We start from the raw sequence: 17835 nt of genomic DNA on the forward strand, positions 1-17835 counted from the left end.
GTCCGGCAAGGGACTAGAATGAATCATCGTCCCCGATGAGGGTCTGCCATGAACTTGCAGATCAAAGGCGCGGCGAAACGCCTGACTTTTTCGCTCTTGCTGGCATGCGGTCTCGGAGGCTGCGTGGCCTACGGACCTCCGTATGCGACCTACGATGGCGCCTACGTGCCCGCTGATGGCTACTCCAGCTATTCGGCCTATCCCTATTACGGCGCCTATCCCTACAGCAGTCCTGCCTACGCCTATCCGCCAGTCACGCTCGGCCTGGGCTTCTCGTACTACGACCGCGGCCCGCGCCACTACGGGCACGGCCATCACCACGGCAGGGGCCACTATCATGGCGGCCACGGGTGGCGTGGCCACCATGGCGGACATGGCGGCCACCGCCACGGCGGCCACGGTCGCGGTCACCAGCGGCGCTGAGCAAACCGGGCAAATCGGATCAGGCAGGTTCCCCGTACCCGCCCCCGCCCGGCGTCTCGATCACGAACACGTCGCCCACGCCCATATCGGTCTTGCCGATATGGCCCAGCTCTTCGACCTGGCCATCGGCACGTTCGACGCGGTTGCGCCCGCGCTGGGCCGCCTCCCCGCCCGCCATCCCGAACGGCGCATGGATACGGTTGTTGGACAGGATCGCCGCCGTCATCGGCTCCAGGAAGCGCACCTTGCGCACGCCGCCATTGCCGCCCCGCCAGCGACCCGCTCCGCCCGATCCGTGCCGGATCTCGTAGCTTTCCAGCCGCACCGGGAAGCGGAATTCCAGGATCTCCGGATCGGTCAGGCGCGAGTTGGTCATATTCGTCTGCACGACGTCGGTGCCGTCGAAGCCCTCGCCCGCGCCCGAGCCGCCGGAGATGGTCTCGTAGTACTGGTAGCGCGCGTTGCCGAAGGTGAAGTTGTTCATCGTGCCCTGCGCCGCCGCCATCACGCCCAGCGCGCCGTACAGCGCGTTGGTGATGCAGGTCGAGGTCTCGACGTTCCCCGACACCACCGAGGCCGGATAATGCGGGTTGAGCATCGAGCCGGGCGGGATGATGACCTTCAACGGTTTCAGGCAACCGGCGTTCAGCGGAATCTCGTCGTCCACGAGCGTGCGGAACACATACAGCACCGCCGCCATGCACACGCTCGACGGCGCATTGAAGTTGTTCGGCAGCTGGCCTGACGTGCCGGTGAAATCGACCTGCGCGCTGCGCGTGGCCTGGTCGACCCGGATTGCGACATCGATGTGGGCGCCGTTATCGAGCTCGTAGTGGAAGCTGCCGTCCTTGAGCGCCGAGATCACGCGCCGCACGGCTTCTTCCGCATTGTCCTGCACATGGCCCATGTAGGCGCGCACGACGTCCAGGCCGAAGTGCGCGACCATCTTGCGCAGCTCCTCGACGCCCTTCTGGTTCGCCGCCACCTGGGCGCGCAGGTCGGCCATGTTCTGGTCGGGATTCCGCGCCGGGTAGCGCGCACCTTGCAGCATCGCGCGCGCTTGCGTCTCGCGCAGGACGCCATCGAGGCCGTCGACCAGCTTGAAATTGTTGATCAACACGCCCTCTTGCTCGATGTGATCCGAGTCGGGCGGCATCGAGCCCGGCGTGGTGCCGCCGATGTCGGCGTGGTGGCCGCGCGAGCCGACGTAGAACAGGATTTCCTGCCCCGCTTCGTCGAACACCGGCGAGATGACGGTCACGTCCGGCAAATGAGTGCCGCCGTTATAGGGATCGTTGAGCACGTAGACGTCGCCCGAGCGCATGCGACCGGCATTCTCGCGCATCACGGTCTTGATGCTCTCGCCCATCGAGCCCAGGTGCACCGGCATGTGCGGCGCGTTCGCGACCAGGTTGCCGTCGTGGTCGAAGATCGCGCAGCTGAAGTCCAGGCGTTCCTTGATGTTGACGGAATAAGCCGTGTTCTGCAGCCGCAAGCCCATCTGCTCGGCGATCGACATGAACAGGTTGTTGAAGATCTCGAGCATCACCGGATCGGCCGTGGTGCCGATCGCGCGCCGTTCCGGCAGCGCTTCCACCCGTTGCAGCACCAGGTGATTGTAGCTGGTGACCTGCGCCTGCCAGCCCGGCTCCACGATCGTGGTCGCATTGTCTTCGGCGATGATCGCCGGGCCGCGCACCACGTGTCCGGGCTGCAGCGTGCGGCGGGCGTAGATGCCGGTGTCGTGCCACTGCGCGCCGCTGTACATGCGCACGGTTTCCTGCGGCGCCGGGGCAGCTTCCTTCGCCATAGCGCCTGCCGGTTGCTCGGGCGGCGCATCGGACTGCCCGATCGCTTCCACCGACACGGCTTCGACGATCAACGCACGCGACGGCATCAGGAACGAATAGCGGCGTTTATACGCCTGCTCGAACTGCGCCTGCATCGACGCCACGTCGTCGAACTGCACCACCAGCGCCGAATCGGTGCCCTCGTACCGCAGGTGCACGCGCTCGACCAGGGCGATGCGGCCAGGCTCCACGCCTTGATGCAGCAACTGGCCACGCGCCGACTCGCCGAGCGCCGACAGGCGCGCTGCCAGCGCATCGCGCGCCGCATCCGACAGTTTCTCTTCGACCGCCTGCTCGCGCATCGCGGTCTGGTCGGCCAGGCCCATGCCATAGGCCGACAGCACCCCGGCCAGCGAGTGGATGAACACGGTCTTCATGCCCAGCGCATCGGCCACCAGGCAGGCGTGCTGGCCGCCGGCGCCGCCGAAGCTGGTGAGCGCGTAGTCGGTGACGTCGTGGCCGCGCTGCACCGAGATCTGCTTGATCGCATTGGCCATATTGCCGACCGCGATCTGGATGAAGCCCTCGGCCACGGCTTCCGGCGCTGGACGTTCGCCGGTAGCGGCGCCGATCTGGTCCGCCATCTCGTCGAAGCGTGCCCGCACCGCATCCGCATCGAGGGCTTCGTCCCCGCCCGGTCCGAACAGGCGCGGGAAGTAATTCGGCTGCACCTTGCCCAGCATCACGTTGCAGTCGGTGACAGCGAGCGGTCCGCCGCGGCGATAGCTGGCCGGCCCCGGATTGGCGCCGGCGCTGTCCGGCCCCACGCGATAGCGGCTGCCGTCGAAATGCAGGATCGAGCCGCCGCCGGCCGCCACGGTATGGATGCTCATCATCGGCGCGCGCATGCGCACGCCCGCGACCTGGGTCTCGAACACGCGTTCGAACTCGCCCGAGAAGTGCGACACGTCGGTCGAGGTGCCGCCCATGTCGAAGCCGATCACGCGCTCGAAGCCGGCCAGCCGGCTGGCGCGCACCATGCCGACGATGCCGCCGGCCGGGCCGGACAGGATGCTGTCCTTGCCCTGGAAGGCGCGCGCATCGGTCAGGCCGCCGTTGGACTGCATGAACTGCAGGTTCACGCCCGGCAGCTCGCCCGCCACCTGGTCCACATAGCGGCGCAGGATAGGCGACAGGTAGGCGTCGACCACGGTGGTATCGCCGCGCGCGACCAGCTTCATCATCGGACTCACCTCGTGCGAGACCGACACTTGGGTAAACCCGATCTCGCGCGCGATGCGCGCCACCTGCGCCTCGTGGGCTGTATGGCGGTAGCCGTGCATGAACACGATCGCCAGCGAGCGCAGGCCGGCGTGGAAGGCCTGCTGCAGGCCGGCGCGCGCGGATGCCTCGTCCAGCGGCAGCACGACGTCGCCGTGGGCGCCCATGCGCTCGCCGATCTCGATCACCTGCGCATACAGCAGCTCGGGCAGCACGATGTGGCGGTCGAACAGGCGCGGCCGGTTCTGGTAGGCGATGCGCAGCGCGTCGCGGAAGCCCCGCGTGATGGCCAGCGCCGTCGGCTCGCCCTTGCGCTCGAGCAGCGCATTGGTGGCCACCGTGGTACCCATCTTGACGGCTTCGACGCTGGCCGCCGGCAGCGGCTCGCCCGCCGCCACGCCCAGCAGGTGGCGGATGCCGGCCACGGCGGCGTCGCGGTACTGTTCGGGATTCTCGGACAGCAGCTTGTGCGTGACGAGTTGTCCATCCGGGCGCCGCGCCACGATGTCGGTGAAGGTGCCGCCTCGGTCGATCCAGAACTGCCAGTCCATGCCTTGCTCCTGCTGTAACGGTGAAACGCCTATTGTAGATCGGACGGCGCGACAACGTTGGCGGAAATGCACGACAATCAAACCTGTCCCTCACGACCAGACACGAGCATGGAACGACATCTTTACACGGTCGCGCAACTGCGCGCCATCGAACAAGCAGCCTACGCCGGCCTGGCGCCGGGCATCCTGATGCAGCGCGCCGGCAAGGCTGCCGCCGACTTCGCCCTCGAGCTGCTGGGCGACCGGCGCGACCGGCCGGTACTGGTGCTGGCCGGCCCCGGCAACAATGGCGGCGACGCGCTCGAAGCCGCGGCCAACCTGGCCGAGGCCGGCGTCGACGCCACCGTCCTGCACCTGCCCGGCCGGCGCGACGCCTCGGCCGAGACGGCGGCCGCCTACGAGCGCGCCCGCGCCGGCTCGGTCGGCTGGATCGACATGCTGCCGCCCGGCGCCGAATGGGGCCTGGTGATCGACGGCCTGTTCGGCATCGGGCTGGAGCGACCGGTCGACGGCGACTACCGCGAACTCGTGGTCGGGCTCGAGACGATCCGCTGCCCGATCCTGGCGCTCGACGTGCCGAGCGGGCTGGACGCCGACACCGGCGCCGTGATCGGCCCGGACGGCATCGCGGTGCGCGCCACGCACACGATCACCTTCCTCGCCGACAAGCCCGGGCTGCACACGGCCGATGGCCGCGACCATGCCGGCCAGGTACGGGTCGACATGCTCGGCGTCGGCGTCGATGCGCTGCCGCGCGCGACGGCGCGCCTGAACGGCTTGCCGCTGTTCGCCGGCCGCTTCACGGCGCGCCGCCACAACAGCCATAAAGGCAGCTTCGGCGACGTCGCCATCGTCGGCGGCGCCCACGGCATGGCCGGCGCGCCGGTGCTGTCCGCACGCGGCGCGCTGTATGCCGGCGCCGGCCGCGTCTTCGTCGCCGCGCTGGGCACGCCGCCCGGCTACGACAGCAGCCAGCCCGAGATCATGTTCCGCGCGGCCGACGACTTCGATTTCCTTGGCCGCACCCTGGTGATCGGCCCCGGCATGGGCGACTCGGCCAATGCGATCCGCCTGCTGGCCAAGGCCCTCGACAGCGACAGCCCGCTGGTGATCGACGCCGATGCGCTGAACCTGATCGGCGCGAGTCCCGACCTGCAATCGCGCCTGGCGCAGCGCACGGCGCCGGCGGTCTTGACGCCGCATCCGCTCGAAGGCGCGCGCCTGCTCGGGATGACCGCGGCGGTCGTGCAATCGGACCGCCTGGAAGCGGCGCGCGAAATGGCGCTGCGCACCAACGCGACGGTGATCCTGAAAGGGTCGGGCACGGTGATCGCGCGGCCCGACGGCGAGGTGCTGGTCAACCCCACGGGCAACGCGGGCCTGGCGACGGCGGGCAGCGGCGACGTGCTGGCGGGGATCTGCGGCGCCTTGCTGGCGCAGGGTTGGCCGGGATGGGAGGCGGCAGCCGCGGCCACCTGGGTGCATGGCGCTGCCGCCGACGCGCTGGTCGACGAAGGCGTCGGCCCGATCGGCATGACCGCCGGCGAGCTGCCGGCAGCCGTGCGCAAAGTAGTGAACCGGCTGGCGAAGGATGCCGCCGGCGGTTGACGGTTTTATTCGACCAGGCGGCCGGCCGCAATGGTGATGGTCCGGCCGCAACGCGCCGCCATGCCCGGATCGTGGGTCACCAGCACCAGGGTCGAGCCGCGTTCGCGATTGAGCTCGAACATCAGCTGGATGACGGATTCGCCGGTGGCGGCATCGAGGCTGCCGGTGGGTTCGTCGGCGAACAGCAGCGGCGGCTCGGTGACGAAGGCGCGCGCCAGCGCAACGCGCTGCTGCTCGCCGCCAGAGAGAAACTTGGGATAGTGCTTCAGGCGGCTGGACAGGCCGACCCGGCCCAGCATCTCGGTCGCCTTCTCGCGCGCGCCGGCGTCGCCGCGCAGTTCGAGCGGCAGCATCACGTTCTCGAGCGCGGTCAGGTGGGCCAGCAGCTGGAACGACTGGAACACGAAGCCCAGCTTGGCCTTGCGAAAGGCGGCGCGGCCGTCCTCGTCGAGGGCGAAGATATCGGTGCCATCGAGTAGCACAGTGCCGGAGGACGGCGTGTCGAGGCCGGCCAGCAGGCCGAGCAAGGTCGACTTGCCGGAGCCGGATGCGCCGACGAGCGCGAGCGTCTCGGCCGGTTGCACGGTAAAATCGACGTTTTGCAGGATGGTGAGCTCGCCGCTGGCGTCGGCCACCTTCTTCGACAAACCGCTTACCTGGATCGCGGGCGGACGGCCTGCATGAACGCCGGCGTCGCTGACGCCGTTTTTGAATGCCTCGGGATGATCACGCATGCTAGCTTTTCTTAAAAATTTGACTGTCGTCGCTTTCCTCACCTTGGCCGCGACGGCGAGCGCCTATTCTGCACCAAAATCGGTGCTCGTGGTGGGCGACAGCCTGTCGGCCGAGTACGGCATCGCGCGCGGCGCGGGCTGGGTGGCCCTGCTGGAACAGAAACTGCAACGCGAGAAAATCGACGCCAAGGTGGTCAACGCCAGCATCAGCGGCGAGACCACCAGCGGCGGCCGCGCGCGCCTGCCGGCCCTGATCAAGCAGCACCGGCCCGACATCGTCGTGATCGAACTGGGCGCCAACGACGGCCTGCGCGGCTTGCCGGTGCCGTCGGCCGAAGCGAATCTGCGCGCCATGATCGCCATGGCGCAAGAGACCAGGGCGCGCGTGCTGCTGGTCGGCATGCGCATGCCGCCGAACTACGGGCGTGCATACACCGAACGCTTCTTCAATATGTTCGAGAGCGTCGCCAAGTCCACCAAGTCGCCGCTGGTGCCGTTCATGCTCGAAGGCGTGGCCGACAAGCCGGCGCTGTTCCAGCAGGACCGGCTGCATCCGACGGCCCAGGCGCATCCGATCATCCTCAACAACATCTGGCCGCAGTTCGCGGCGCTAATCAAGAAATAAGCTTTTTCAATGAGCATGAAGTATCCGGAAGTCCTGGGGTTCGACGCCCTGCTGCCGCAACTCGACGGATTCGATGCGATCATCGACGCGCGCAGCGAGGCCGAGTACGCCCTCGACCACATTCCCGGCGCGATCAATTGCCCGGTCCTGAACGACGAGCAGCGCATCCAGGTCGGCACGCTGTACAAGCAGGTCGGCGCGTTCGAAGCCAAGAAGGTCGGCGCGCCGATCGTCGCCCACAATATCGCGCGCCACATCGAAACGCTGTTCGCCGACAAACCGCGCGACTGGCGTGTGCTGGTGTATTGCTGGCGCGGCGGCAACCGCAGCGGCGCGATGGTGCATATCCTGGCGCGAATCGGCTGGCCGGTGGCGCAGCTTGAAGGCGGCTACAAGGCCTATCGTGCCCACGTGAGCACGGCGCTGGAGAATCCGCCCGAACTGAATTTTCGCGTCGTATGCGGCACCACCGGCAGCGGCAAGAGCCGCTTGCTCGAAACGCTCGACGGCATCGGCGCCCAGGTGCTCGACCTGGAGAAGCTTGCGGCCCACCGCGGCTCGGTGCTGGGCCACCTGCCGAACGAACCGCAACCGACTCAGAAGATGTTCGAAAGCCTGGTGTGGGACAAGCTGCGCCGCTTCGACCCGAGCAAACCCGTGTTCGTCGAGTCCGAGAGCAAGAAGGTCGGCAACCTGCGCGTTCCGGGCCTGGTGATGGAGCGCATGCGCGCCTCGCCCTGTATCGCCGTCAACCTGTCGCGCCCGAACCGCGTGCGGCTGCTGATGGAAGACTACGAGCACTTCTGCGCCGATCCGTCGGCCCTCAACACCCAGCTCGATCACCTGGTGCAGCTGCACGGCCGCGCGCAGATCGATGCCTGGCATGCGATGGCCAACGGCGGCGAAATGGCGGAACTGGTCGACCAGCTGCTGGCGCAGCACTACGATCCGGCCTACCTGCGCTCGATCGACCGCAACTTCGTGCGTTACCCGCAGGCCGACGTCCTGACGCTGGACGACATCGCGCCGGACGACTTTCTGCAGGCGGCGCGCCGGCTGCACGCCGCCTAGCTAACTGGGTGCGCGACTGCGGTAGAAGTCGTCGCCGACGATCGCCCGCACCCGCTCGAGATTCCAGTACTCGGTGATGGCGTCGGCCGTGACGATCAATCCCTCGGGAGGGACCGCAGCGCCTGCCTCGCCCTGGAGCTCGAGCTGGATCATTACCTGCGCCCCGGGAGCGCCGGCCTGCCTGACGCAGCGCTGGATCGCCAGGGCGACTTCCGGTGTGAGAAAGGCCTGGGAAGACACGCAGAGCTTCTGGTTGTGGCATCCCCAGTCGTCGTCGACCACCCAGAAGTCGGCGTGCCCGAAAGCGTTTTCGTCGCCGAACCACTTGCAGGTGAGGACCAGGGCGTCATACAGGCGCTGCCAGCCCGGGTCGACCGAGTCCTCGTCGTCGTCCACGTAGTTCTCCTTTCGGCGTCAAAGAGTTTGTCTCGTCATCATGGCGCAGCCAATCATGTTATTGACCTTCCACTTTTTGCAGAGTTCCTCCGTACGCTATCGTTCGCTGTCAGGACGCGCCTGACCGGGACAGGCCGCTACAACGCAAAAAGCCCGGCTGCTCGCGCAGCCGGGCTTTTTGTCGTCCGACGATCTACTTACTGACCGTCGGTATTCGCGCCGAGTTCAGTCGGATTGACGTTGATCTTCACCTTGGCCTTGGCCTTGAGCGCTTCGACGTAGTCATACATCTGCTGCTGGCCCACCAGGTTGCCGATCTGGTCGGATTCCTGCTTGCGGCGCGCCGTATCCGGCTGGGCCGGTTGCGACACCTTGCCGATGCGGTAGACGCCATACCCCTGGCCCGGCACCTCGACGCCGACATAGGCCGGCAGCTTGGTCACGTCGGCCTTCAGCACGGCGATCGCGGCGGTCTGGTTGATGGCCGGCTCCTTGGTGCGCGACACGCTCACAGGCGCGCCGAAGCCGGTGGCGTCGCCCGATGCCTTGGCGGCGTTCAGCTTCGCTTCGCCGGCGGCGCGCGCCAGGCGGCCCGCTTCTTCCAGGGTCACGCGCTGGCGGATCTGCGCTTCGACTTCAGCCAATGGACGCTTGGTGGCCGGACGGAACTCCACCACGCGGCCCGACACCAGCACGCTCGGCGCCACTTCGACCGCTTCGGTATTGCGCTTGTTCTTGATCGCGTCGGCGCTGAACAGGGCGGCCAGGAACTTGGCATTGTTGATCGGCGAGTCGCCCAGCGCCGGATTCGGCGTGCGGGTCAGGTTGTCGGCGGTCTGGATCTGCAGCTTGAGCTTGTCGGCGACCGGCTTCAGGCTCTCGGACTGGTCATACGCGGTCTCGCTGAACACGCCGGCCAGTTCGGTGTACTTTGCCGCCATCTTCTGCTTCTTGAGGTCGGCGGCGATGTCGCCCTTGGCGTCGTCCAGCGAGCGCTGCGACGACGGCTTGACGCCGGTGACCTTGATGATGTGCCAGCCGAATTCCGACTGCACCAGGCCGCTCGTCTCGCCCTCTTTCAGCGCGTAGATCGAATCCTCGACCGACTTCACGAACAGGCCTTTCTCGACCACGCCCAGGTCGCCGCCCGACTGCGCCGAGCCCGGGTCTTGCGAATTGGCCTTGGCGATGGCGGCGAAGTTGTCCGGATTGGCGCGGACTTCGGCCAGCACCGATTCCGCCTTCTTCTTCGCGGCAGCCTGGTCGGCGGCGCTGGCGTCGCGCGACACGGTGATCAGGATGTGGCTCGCGCTGCGCTGCTCGGGCGTGGTGTAGTTCTTGAGGTTCTTGTTGTAGTAGTCGGTGACTTCGGCGTCGGTCACCTGCACCTGGTTCTCGACGGTCGACGCATCGAACACGACGTACTCGGCCTTCACCTGCTCAGGGATCTGGAACAGCTGCGCGTTCTTGTCGTAGTAGGCCTTGACCATCTCGTCGGTGACCTTCACCTGCGGCAGATAGGTCGACAGCGGGAACAGGACCTCTTGCACTTCGCGTTCCTGGTCGTTGATGTCCGACAGGCGGTTGGCCACGGTGCGCGGCGCGAAGGCGGTGGCCTGGATCGAACCCGACAGCTGCTGCACGGTCAGGTCGCGGCGCAGGCGCTGGTCGAACATCTCGGGCGTCATGCCCTGCGCCGCCAGCGCGGCCTTGTAGCCTTCCATGTCGAAGCCGCCGTCCGGCAGGCGGAACTGCTGGATGTCCATGATGGTCTTCTGCAGGGTCGCATCGCTCACGCTCATGTGCGCGCGGTTGATCTCGGCGTTGATGGCGCGCTCGGCCACCAGGTTGTTCAGGATCGCCTGCTTGGCTTCCGAGGTCTCGAACAGCTTCTGGTCGAACTGCGCGCCCATCGCCTGGCGCGCCTGGTCGATCTGGCGGCGCTGCGCGTCTTCCCATTCCTGCTGCGTGATCTTCTGGCCATCGACGGTGGCGACACCGGCGCCGCCATCGTTGCTCTGGTAACTCTCCATCCCCACGAACACGAACGAGGGAACGATCAAGAGCAGCAGGATCCCGTACATCCAGCGCTTGTGGGTCCGAATAAATTCAAACATGGTCAGCCATTCAAGGTTGAGAATGCATTAACAGCACAAGTTAAAAAAAAAGGCGAACTCGCGTTCGCCTCTTCTCGTTTCGAGGCGGCTCTGAGAGCTGCCCCTATCTTACTGAATTCTGGCGGAGCGGACGGGGCTCGAACCCGCGACCCCCGGCGTGACAGGCCGGTATTCTAACCAACTGAACTACCGCTCCAGACTTTCGTCATCGCGTTTATTTGGTGGCGGAGCGGACGGGGCTCGAACCCGCGACCCCCGGCGTGACAGGCCGGTATTCTAACCAACTGAACTACCGCTCCAGCAAATAAACACTACAACAAGCACCAGGATGGATACGACGTTATCCTGTTGCTTTCTACGCTTGTCATCGCGAAGAAGGCATTAGTTTACAGCATCTTTCAGCGCTTTACCAGCCTTAAATTTCGGAACCTTCGCAGCCTTGATCTTGATGGGTTCCTTGGTGCGTGGATCGCGGCCGGTACGCGCTGCGCGCTCGCCCACGGTGAAGGTGCCGAAACCGACCAGCGTGACGCTGTCGTTCTTCTTCAGGCTTTCGGTGACCGCTTCGATCATGGCGTCGAGTGCACGCGTCGCCGAGGCCTTCGTAATGTCCGCGGACTTCGCGATTTCTTCGATCAGTTCTGTCTTGTTCACTCGTTTCCTCGTTTTCGTTCGTGACGCACACCGCGCCATTGCTGCAAAAGTGCAAGCGCATATTAAACAAGGGCAACATAGGGATGTCAAGCGAGGCGGGTCGAGGGCGGCTTCGGTCGATCGGCAACGGCGCCCGTCAATACAGGCGGTACAGGCAAAAAAACAGGCGCCGCATGGGCGCCTGATTCATGAACTACGCGACGTGCTTAGTGCTTGACCACTTCGCCCTGCCCTTCGCTCGGGGCTGGCGCCACAGCGACCGCAGGCACGTCGGACAGCGCTTCCGGCTGGCGCTCCAGCGCCACCTCGAGGACCTTTTCGATCCAGCGCACCGGCACGATCTCGAGCTTGTTCTTGACGTTGTCCGGGATCTCGGCCAGGTCCTTCACGTTCTGCTCGGGGATCAGGACCGTCTTGATGCCGCCGCGATGCGCCGCCAGCAGCTTCTCTTTCAGGCCGCCGATCGGCAGCACTTCGCCGCGCAGCGTGATCTCGCCCGTCATCGCCACGTCGGCGCGCACCGGGATGCCGGTGAAGGCCGAGACCAGCGCGGTCGTCATGCCGATGCCGGCGGACGGACCGTCCTTCGGCGTCGCGCCTTCCGGCACGTGGATGTGGATGTCGGTCTTCTCGAACACTTCGTTCTTGATGCCGAAGCGCTGCGCGCGCGAACGCACCACGGTGCGGGCGGCCTCGATCGATTCCTTCATCACGTCGCCCAGCGTGCCGGTGCGGATGATGCCGCCCTTGCCCGGGACATTGACCGCTTCGATGGTCAACAGGTCGCCGCCGACCTCGGTCCAGGCCAGGCCGACCACCTGGCCGATCTGGTTGTCCTTCTCGGCCACGCCGAAGTCGTAGCGGCGCACGCCCAGGAATTTATCCAGGTTCTTGGCGCTCACGATCACGCGCTTCTCGGCCGCGGTCGAACCCTTCTTCAGCAGCAGCATCTTGACCACCTTGCGGCAGATCTTCGACACTTCGCGCTCGAGCGAACGCACGCCGGCTTCGCGGGTGTAATAGCGGATGATGTCGCGGATCGCCGACTCTTCGACCTTGATCTCGTCTTCCTTCAGGCCGTTGTTCTTCATCTGCTTCGGCAGCAGGTAACGCTGGGCGATCGAGGTCTTTTCGTCTTCGGTGTAACCCGACAGACGAATGACTTCCATCCGGTCCAGCAGCGCCGGCGGGATGTTGAACGAGTTCGAGGTCGCCACGAACATCACGTCCGACAGGTCGAAGTCGACTTCCAGGTAGTGGTCCGAGAAGGTGTGGTTCTGTTCCGGGTCCAGCACCTCGAGCAGGGCCGACGACGGGTCGCCACGGAAGTCCGCGCCCATCTTGTCGATCTCGTCGAGCAGGAACAGCGGATTGCGCACGCCGACCTTGGCCAGCGACTGCAGCACCTTGCCCGGCATCGAGCCGATATAGGTGCGGCGGTGGCCGCGGATCTCGGCTTCGTCGCGCACGCCACCCAGCGCCATGCGCACGAACTTGCGGTTCGTGGCGCGCGCAATCGACTGGCCCAAGGACGTCTTGCCAACACCAGGAGGACCGACGAAGCACAGGATCGGGGCCTTCAGCTTGTCGACGCGCTGCTGCACCGCGAGGTATTCCAGGATGCGTTCCTTGATCTTGTCGAGGCCGTAGTGATCCTGCTCGAGCACGTTCTCGGCATTCTGCAGGTCGACGGTCACCTTCGACTTCTTCTTCCATGGCAGCGACACCAGGGTGTCGATGTAGTTGCGCACCACGGTGGCTTCGGCCGACATCGGCGACATCAGCTTGAGCTTGCGAATCTCGGCCTGGGCTTTTTCCATGGCTTCCTTCGGCATCTTGGCGGCGATGACTTTCTTCTCGAGCTCCTCGATGTCGGCGCCCTCTTCGCCTTCGCCCAGCTCCTTCTGGATCGCCTTGACCTGTTCGTTCAGGTAGTACTCGCGCTGCGATTTTTCCATCTGGCGCTTGACGCGGCCACGGATGCGCTTTTCGACCTGCAGGATGTCCAGTTCACCTTCCAGCTGGCCGAGCAGATGCTCCAGGCGCTTGGCGACATTGAAGATCTCGAGGATCACCTGCTTTTGCTCAAGCTTGAGCGGCAGGTGGGCGGCGACGGTATCGGCCAGGCGGCCGGCGTCGTCGATGCCGGCCAGCGAAGCCAGGATCTCGGGCGGAATCTTTTTATTCAGTTTGACGTACTGGTCGAACTGCTGGACGATCGCACGGCGCATCGCTTCGACTTCGGAATCGTCGCCGATTTCCGAATTGAGCGGCGTGAGGTCGGCCACGAAATGGGTGGCGCCATCGGTAATATTATCGATGCGCGCGCGCTGGGAACCTTCCACCAGCACCTTCACGGTGCCGTCCGGGAGTTTCAGCATTTGCAGAATATTGGCCACGCAGCCGATCTCGTAGATGTCTGCGGCTGAGGGTTCGTCCTTGGCGGCGGCCTTCTGGGCAGCCAGCATGATGCTCTTGCCCTGCTCCATTGCGGCTTCGAGCGCCTTGATGGATTTTGGACGGCCGACGAACAGAGGTATCACCATATGCGGGAACACAACCACATCGCGCAACGGCAGAAGCGGCAGCGTCGTTTGCTCGGTTAATTTCGAAGTTGTCATGGCATACCTTATAGAAAGCGTGTTGCTGAACTTGGGCGCTGGGCAGTGAAAACACAAGGGCCACCCAGTGAAAATATTTTCTACAAGTAAAAAAGTTTCAACTTGTCGAAGAATATAGCCGTTCCAATAAAAGTGCCGTTAAAAACGAAAAAGCCACCGCGCGGCGCGCCGCGAGTGGCTTTTCGATTGAAGCCGAAGTCTTTTATTGAGATTGATTGTACCTAGTTAAGTCCGCACGGCAAGCCTTTTTGTAGCGTGCGTGCGGGCTTTTTTCAGTTCTCTCCCGAAGCCTTCGCGGTTTCGCTATAAATCAGCAAAGGTTTCGCGCCATTCGTGATCGTATTTTCATCGATGACGACTTTCACGACGTTTTGCTGGCTTGGCAATTCATACATCACGTCCAGCAGCGCGTGCTCGAGAATCGAACGCAGGCCGCGCGCGCCGGTCTTGCGCGCCAGCGCCTTCTTGGCGATCGCGTGGAGGGCGGCGGGACGGATTTCCAGCTCGGCGCCTTCCATCTCGAGCAGCTTCGAATACTGCTTGATCAGGGCGTTCTTCGGCTCGACCAGGATCTGGATCAGCGCTTCTTCGGTCAGTTCCGACAGCGCGGCGACCACCGGCAGGCGGCCGACCAGCTCGGGGATGAGACCGAACTTGATCAGGTCTTCCGGCTCGGCTTCGAGCAGGATCTCGGCGTTGTAGTCGTCGTTCTGGCTCTTGACCGTGGCGCCGAAACCGATGCCGCTCTTGACCGAACGGTTCTGGATCACCTTGGCCAGGCCGTCGAAGGCGCCGCCGCAGATGAACATGATGTTGGTCGTGTCGATCTGCACGAAATCCTGGTTCGGATGCTTGCGGCCACCCTGCGGCGGCACCGACGCCATCGTGCCTTCGATCAGCTTGAGCAGCGCCTGCTGCACGCCTTCGCCCGAAACGTCGCGGGTGATCGATGGGTTGTCGGACTTGCGCGAAATCTTGTCGATCTCGTCGATGTAGACGATGCCGCGCTGCGCCTTTTCGACTTCATAGTTGCAGCTCTGCAGCAGCTTCTGGATGATGTTCTCGACGTCTTCGCCGACATAGCCGGCTTCGGTCAGCGTGGTCGCGTCGGCGATCACGAACGGCACGTTGAGCATGCGCGCCAGGGTCTGGGCCAGCAGGGTCTTGCCGGAGCCGGTCGGACCCACGAGCAGAATATTGCTCTTGGCCAGTTCGACTTCGTCTTTCTTGCCCAGGTGCTTGAGGCGCTTGTAATGGTTGTACACCGCCACCGACAGGATACGCTTGGCCGTTTGCTGGCCGATCACGTACTGGTCGAGCAGTTCGGTGATTTCGTGTGGCGTCGGCAGGTCGGACTTGGCGCCCGCCACCGTTTCGACGTTCGACGTTTCATCGCGGATGATGTCGTTGCACAGGTCGATGCATTCATCGCAGATGAACACCGACGGTCCCGCGATCAGCTTCTTGACTTCGTGCTGGCTCTTTCCGCAGAAGGAGCAGTACAGAAGTTTTTCGCCGCTGGAGGATTTTTTGTCTGACATGGGGGCAGGACTCTATTGAATTGCTGTGAATATAACGCTTATACACGTACGCAACAAGTGCGAATGTTACACGCTGACGAGGCAGCGCAACTTGTGCACGTACGAACATGCTACCCGAAATAAAAAACAAACGCCCGAACGTGATCGCGTCCGGGCGTTTTTTTCCAACACCTCTAAGAGGTTCAGGCTTGGCCGCGGCTGGTCAGGACCTTGTCGATCATGCCATATTCGACGGATTCTTCCGCAGACATGAAGCGGTCGCGGTCGGTATCCTTGTGGATCTGCTCGATGCTCTGGCCGGTGTTGTCGGCCATGATGCGCGCCAGGCGCTCGCGCAGGTACAGGATTTCCTTGGCCTGGATTTCGATATCCGACGCCATGCCCTGCGATCCGCCCGATGGCTGGTGGATCATGACGCGCGAGTTCGGCAGCGAGAAGCGCTTGCCCTTGGCGCCGGCGGCCAGCAGGAAGGCGCCCATCGACGCGGCCAGACCGGTGCACAGGGTCGAGACGTCGGGCTTGATGAAGTTCATCGTGTCGAAGATCGCCAGGCCCGCCGAGACGGAACCGCCCGGGGAATTAATGTAGAGCGAAATATCCTTGTCAGGATTTTCACTTTCCAGGAACAGCATCTGGGCGACGATCAGGTTCGCCATCTGGTCGTTGACAGGGCCGACCAGGAAGATCACGCGCTCCTTCAAGAGGCGCGAATAGATGTCATAGGCGCGCTCGCCGCGGCCACTCTGTTCGATCACCATCGGCACCATGCCGAGTGCTTGTGTATCCAATGCCGGATTACGAATCATACCTGTCTCGTTCCTTATAAAGAGGCCATTGAAAAAAATGCCGGCCCTGGAGGCCGGCAAGTTCGATTCTTTAGGCCTGTGGGACGCTGCCCATCAGTTCATCGAAAGCGATGGTCGTGGTCGACACTTTCGCCTTGCCGAGTACATAGTTGACGACGTTTTCTTCCAATACAAGAGCTTCGACTTCACCCAGGCGACGACGGTCGCTGAAGTAGTACTTCAGGACTTCTTTCGGATCTTCGTAGCTTTGCGAGAAGTCTTCGATCTGGGCCTTCACCTGCTCTTGGGTAGCTTGCAGGTTGTTGTCGGCGACCAGTTGCGACAGGATCAGGCCCAGGCGCACGCGGCGCTCTGCCTTGTCCTTGAACATCTCGGCCGGGAATGGCAGCTTGGACACGTCCATGCCGCGCTGCGCCATGTCCTGGCGGGTCATTTCGGCCAGGCGTTCCGAATCTTGCTCGATCATGACTTGCGGCACGTCCAGTTCGGTCGACTTGACCAGGGCGTCCATCACGGCTTCCTTGTTACGTGCTTTGACACGGGCGCGCACTTCGCGTTCCAGGTTGACCTTGATGTCTTCGCGCATTTTGTCGATCGAGCCGTCTTCGATGCCCAGCGATTGGGCGAATTCGGCGTCGACTTCCGGCAGGTGCGCCCACTCCAGGGCCTTCAGGGTGATGGTGAACTCGGCGGTTTTACCTGCCACGTCCTTGCCATGGTAATCCTCAGGGAAGGCCAGCGGGAAGGTCTTGCTTTCGCCGACTTTCAGGCCCACGGTCGCGGCTTCGAATTCCGGCAGCATGCGGCCTTCGCCCAGCACGAAGGCGTAGTCTTCAGCCTTGCCGCCAGCGAATTCGACGCCGTCCAGGGTGCCGACGAAGTCGACGGTCACGCGGTCGCCGTTGGCAGCCACGGCTTCGCCGCCGGTGCCGTGCTCGCCTGCTTCACCCTTGGTGTGGTAGTGCACGCGCTGCTTGCGCAGGATGTCGATGGTCTTGTCGATCTCGACGTCGCTGACGTCGGTCGAGACGGTTTCGACTTCGACGGCAGCCAGGTCGCCGATCACGACTTCCGGGTACACTTCGAAGGTGGCGTCGAAGGACAGGGTGCCTTCAGGCGCATCTTGCTTCGGTTCGATTTTCGGGAAACCGGCAACGCGCAGTTCGTTCTCGACGGCGGCGTCGTTGAAAGCGCGGCCGACCTTGTCGTTCAGCACGTCGGTTTCGATCTGGTAGCCGTACTGGGCAGCGACCATCTTCAGGGGCACTTTACCTGGACGGAAGCCCGGCGCGCGGGCCGTCTTGGCCTGCTGTTTCAGGCGCTTTTCGACTTCGGTACGGACGTCAGCGACCGGAAAAGAGATCGTCAAGCGACGCTCGAGTTTACCCAGGGTTTCGACTGCAGTTGCCATTGTAAAAATCGTCCAAAAAAATAATTATTCGTGGTGCGAGGAGGGGGACTCGAACCCCCACACCATTGCTGGCGTCAGGACCTAAACCTGGTGCGTCTACCAATTTCGCCATCCTCGCTCAGGATTGCATAATTGCCACAAAAACAAAGGACGACCGACAGTGAAACCGGCCGCCCTGCACTCCAATGTTTAGGGGCTACAACTTC

General features: G+C 64.0%; 13 protein-coding genes and 3 tRNA genes. 4 read left to right on the forward strand and 12 right to left on the reverse strand.

The window, feature by feature from the left end:
* Positions 1-48: 48 nt before the first annotated feature.
* Positions 49-423: a hypothetical protein gene (locus LO55_RS21050; RefSeq protein ID WP_005671120.1), complete on the forward strand. Its 375-nt coding sequence runs from the start codon at positions 49-51 to the stop codon at positions 421-423.
* A 19-nt stretch (positions 424-442) separates the two neighbouring features.
* Here LO55_RS21050 and LO55_RS21055 read toward each other — a convergent pair whose 3' ends face one another.
* Entirely contained in the window at positions 443-4045 is a 3603-nt protein-coding gene (locus LO55_RS21055) for a hydantoinase B/oxoprolinase family protein (protein ID WP_071362988.1), read from the reverse strand.
* Between the two features lie 108 nt (positions 4046-4153).
* Between LO55_RS21055 and LO55_RS21060 the strand changes: the two genes are divergently transcribed.
* Positions 4154-5653 carry a bifunctional ADP-dependent NAD(P)H-hydrate dehydratase/NAD(P)H-hydrate epimerase gene (locus LO55_RS21060; RefSeq protein WP_071362989.1) on the forward strand — a complete coding sequence of 500 codons (1500 nt, stop codon included), beginning with the start codon at positions 4154-4156 and terminating at the stop codon, positions 5651-5653.
* Between the two features lie 5 nt (positions 5654-5658).
* Here LO55_RS21060 and LO55_RS21065 read toward each other — a convergent pair whose 3' ends face one another.
* Complete coding sequence (locus LO55_RS21065) at positions 5659-6387, reverse strand: ABC transporter ATP-binding protein (RefSeq protein WP_051205201.1); 729 nt, start codon at positions 6385-6387, stop codon at positions 5659-5661.
* Here LO55_RS21065 and LO55_RS21070 point away from each other — a divergent pair.
* Both LO55_RS21070 and mnmH read left to right on the forward strand, forming a co-directional pair.
* Positions 6386-7012, forward strand: coding sequence for an arylesterase (locus LO55_RS21070; protein ID WP_071362990.1), 627 nt, complete (start codon positions 6386-6388; stop codon positions 7010-7012). The genes LO55_RS21065 and LO55_RS21070 overlap by 2 nt on opposite strands.
* A gap of 15 nt (positions 7013-7027) precedes the next feature.
* Entirely contained in the window at positions 7028-8083 is a 1056-nt protein-coding gene (mnmH, locus tag LO55_RS21075; RefSeq protein WP_071362991.1) for a tRNA 2-selenouridine(34) synthase MnmH, read from the forward strand.
* Here the strand turns inward: mnmH and LO55_RS21080 are convergent, their stop codons facing one another.
* From LO55_RS21080 to LO55_RS21125, 10 genes are all read right to left on the reverse strand, one after another.
* Entirely contained in the window at positions 8084-8479 is a 396-nt protein-coding gene (locus LO55_RS21080; RefSeq protein ID WP_071362992.1) for a hypothetical protein, read from the reverse strand.
* 197 nt (positions 8480-8676) lie between these two features.
* Positions 8677-10596 carry a SurA N-terminal domain-containing protein gene (locus LO55_RS21085; RefSeq protein ID WP_083415490.1) on the reverse strand — a complete coding sequence of 640 codons (1920 nt, stop codon included), beginning with the start codon at positions 10594-10596 and terminating at the stop codon, positions 8677-8679.
* A 119-nt stretch (positions 10597-10715) separates the two neighbouring features.
* A tRNA-Asp gene (locus tag LO55_RS21090) sits at positions 10716-10792 on the reverse strand.
* A 26-nt stretch (positions 10793-10818) separates the two neighbouring features.
* A tRNA-Asp gene (locus LO55_RS21095) sits at positions 10819-10895 on the reverse strand.
* A gap of 82 nt (positions 10896-10977) precedes the next feature.
* The gene (locus LO55_RS21100) at positions 10978-11289 is read right to left on the reverse strand and encodes an HU family DNA-binding protein (protein ID WP_162819654.1); all 312 of its coding nucleotides are present in this window, start codon (positions 11287-11289) and stop codon (positions 10978-10980) included.
* Between the two features lie 167 nt (positions 11290-11456).
* A complete protein-coding gene (gene lon, locus LO55_RS21105) occupies positions 11457-13871 on the reverse strand; it encodes an endopeptidase La (protein WP_071362993.1) in 2415 nt (804 codons plus the stop codon).
* A 272-nt stretch (positions 13872-14143) separates the two neighbouring features.
* A complete protein-coding gene (gene clpX / locus LO55_RS21110) occupies positions 14144-15412 on the reverse strand; it encodes an ATP-dependent Clp protease ATP-binding subunit ClpX (RefSeq protein WP_005671144.1) in 1269 nt (422 codons plus the stop codon).
* A gap of 182 nt (positions 15413-15594) precedes the next feature.
* Positions 15595-16218 carry an ATP-dependent Clp endopeptidase proteolytic subunit ClpP gene (gene clpP / locus LO55_RS21115; RefSeq protein WP_005671146.1) on the reverse strand — a complete coding sequence of 208 codons (624 nt, stop codon included), beginning with the start codon at positions 16216-16218 and terminating at the stop codon, positions 15595-15597.
* A gap of 70 nt (positions 16219-16288) precedes the next feature.
* Positions 16289-17629 (reverse strand): trigger factor, encoded by a 1341-nt coding sequence (gene tig, locus LO55_RS21120; protein ID WP_005671148.1) that lies wholly within the window; start codon positions 17627-17629, stop codon positions 16289-16291.
* Positions 17630-17660: 31 nt separating this feature from the next.
* Positions 17661-17747: transfer RNA gene (locus LO55_RS21125), tRNA-Leu, on the reverse strand.
* Positions 17748-17835: the final 88 nt, after the last annotated feature.

Source organism: Massilia timonae, from assembly GCF_001866515.1.
In the GTDB taxonomy this organism is placed as follows: domain Bacteria; phylum Pseudomonadota; class Gammaproteobacteria; order Burkholderiales; family Burkholderiaceae_D; genus Telluria; species Telluria timonae.

Bases quoted from the DNA above. Each gene is read 5' to 3' on its own strand.
- LO55_RS21050 (WP_005671120.1), top strand. From the start codon at position 49: ATGAACTTGCAGATCAAAGGCGCGGCGAAACGCCTGACTTTTTCGCTC.
- LO55_RS21055 (WP_071362988.1), bottom strand. From the start codon at position 4,045: ATGGACTGGCAGTTCTGGATCGACCGAGGCGGCACCTTCACCGACATC.
- LO55_RS21060 (WP_071362989.1), top strand. From the start codon at position 4,154: ATGGAACGACATCTTTACACGGTCGCGCAACTGCGCGCCATCGAACAA.
- LO55_RS21070 (WP_071362990.1), top strand. From the start codon at position 6,386: ATGCTAGCTTTTCTTAAAAATTTGACTGTCGTCGCTTTCCTCACCTTG.
- LO55_RS21065 (WP_051205201.1), bottom strand. From the start codon at position 6,387: ATGCGTGATCATCCCGAGGCATTCAAAAACGGCGTCAGCGACGCCGGC.
- mnmH (WP_071362991.1), top strand. From the start codon at position 7,028: ATGAAGTATCCGGAAGTCCTGGGGTTCGACGCCCTGCTGCCGCAACTC.
- LO55_RS21085 (WP_083415490.1), bottom strand. From the start codon at position 10,596: ATGTTTGAATTTATTCGGACCCACAAGCGCTGGATGTACGGGATCCTG.
- LO55_RS21100 (WP_162819654.1), bottom strand. From the start codon at position 11,289: ATGGCGCGGTGTGCGTCACGAACGAAAACGAGGAAACGAGTGAACAAG.
- lon (WP_071362993.1), bottom strand. From the start codon at position 13,871: ATGACAACTTCGAAATTAACCGAGCAAACGACGCTGCCGCTTCTGCCG.
- clpX (WP_005671144.1), bottom strand. From the start codon at position 15,412: ATGTCAGACAAAAAATCCTCCAGCGGCGAAAAACTTCTGTACTGCTCC.
- clpP (WP_005671146.1), bottom strand. From the start codon at position 16,218: ATGATTCGTAATCCGGCATTGGATACACAAGCACTCGGCATGGTGCCG.
- tig (WP_005671148.1), bottom strand. From the start codon at position 17,629: ATGGCAACTGCAGTCGAAACCCTGGGTAAACTCGAGCGTCGCTTGACG.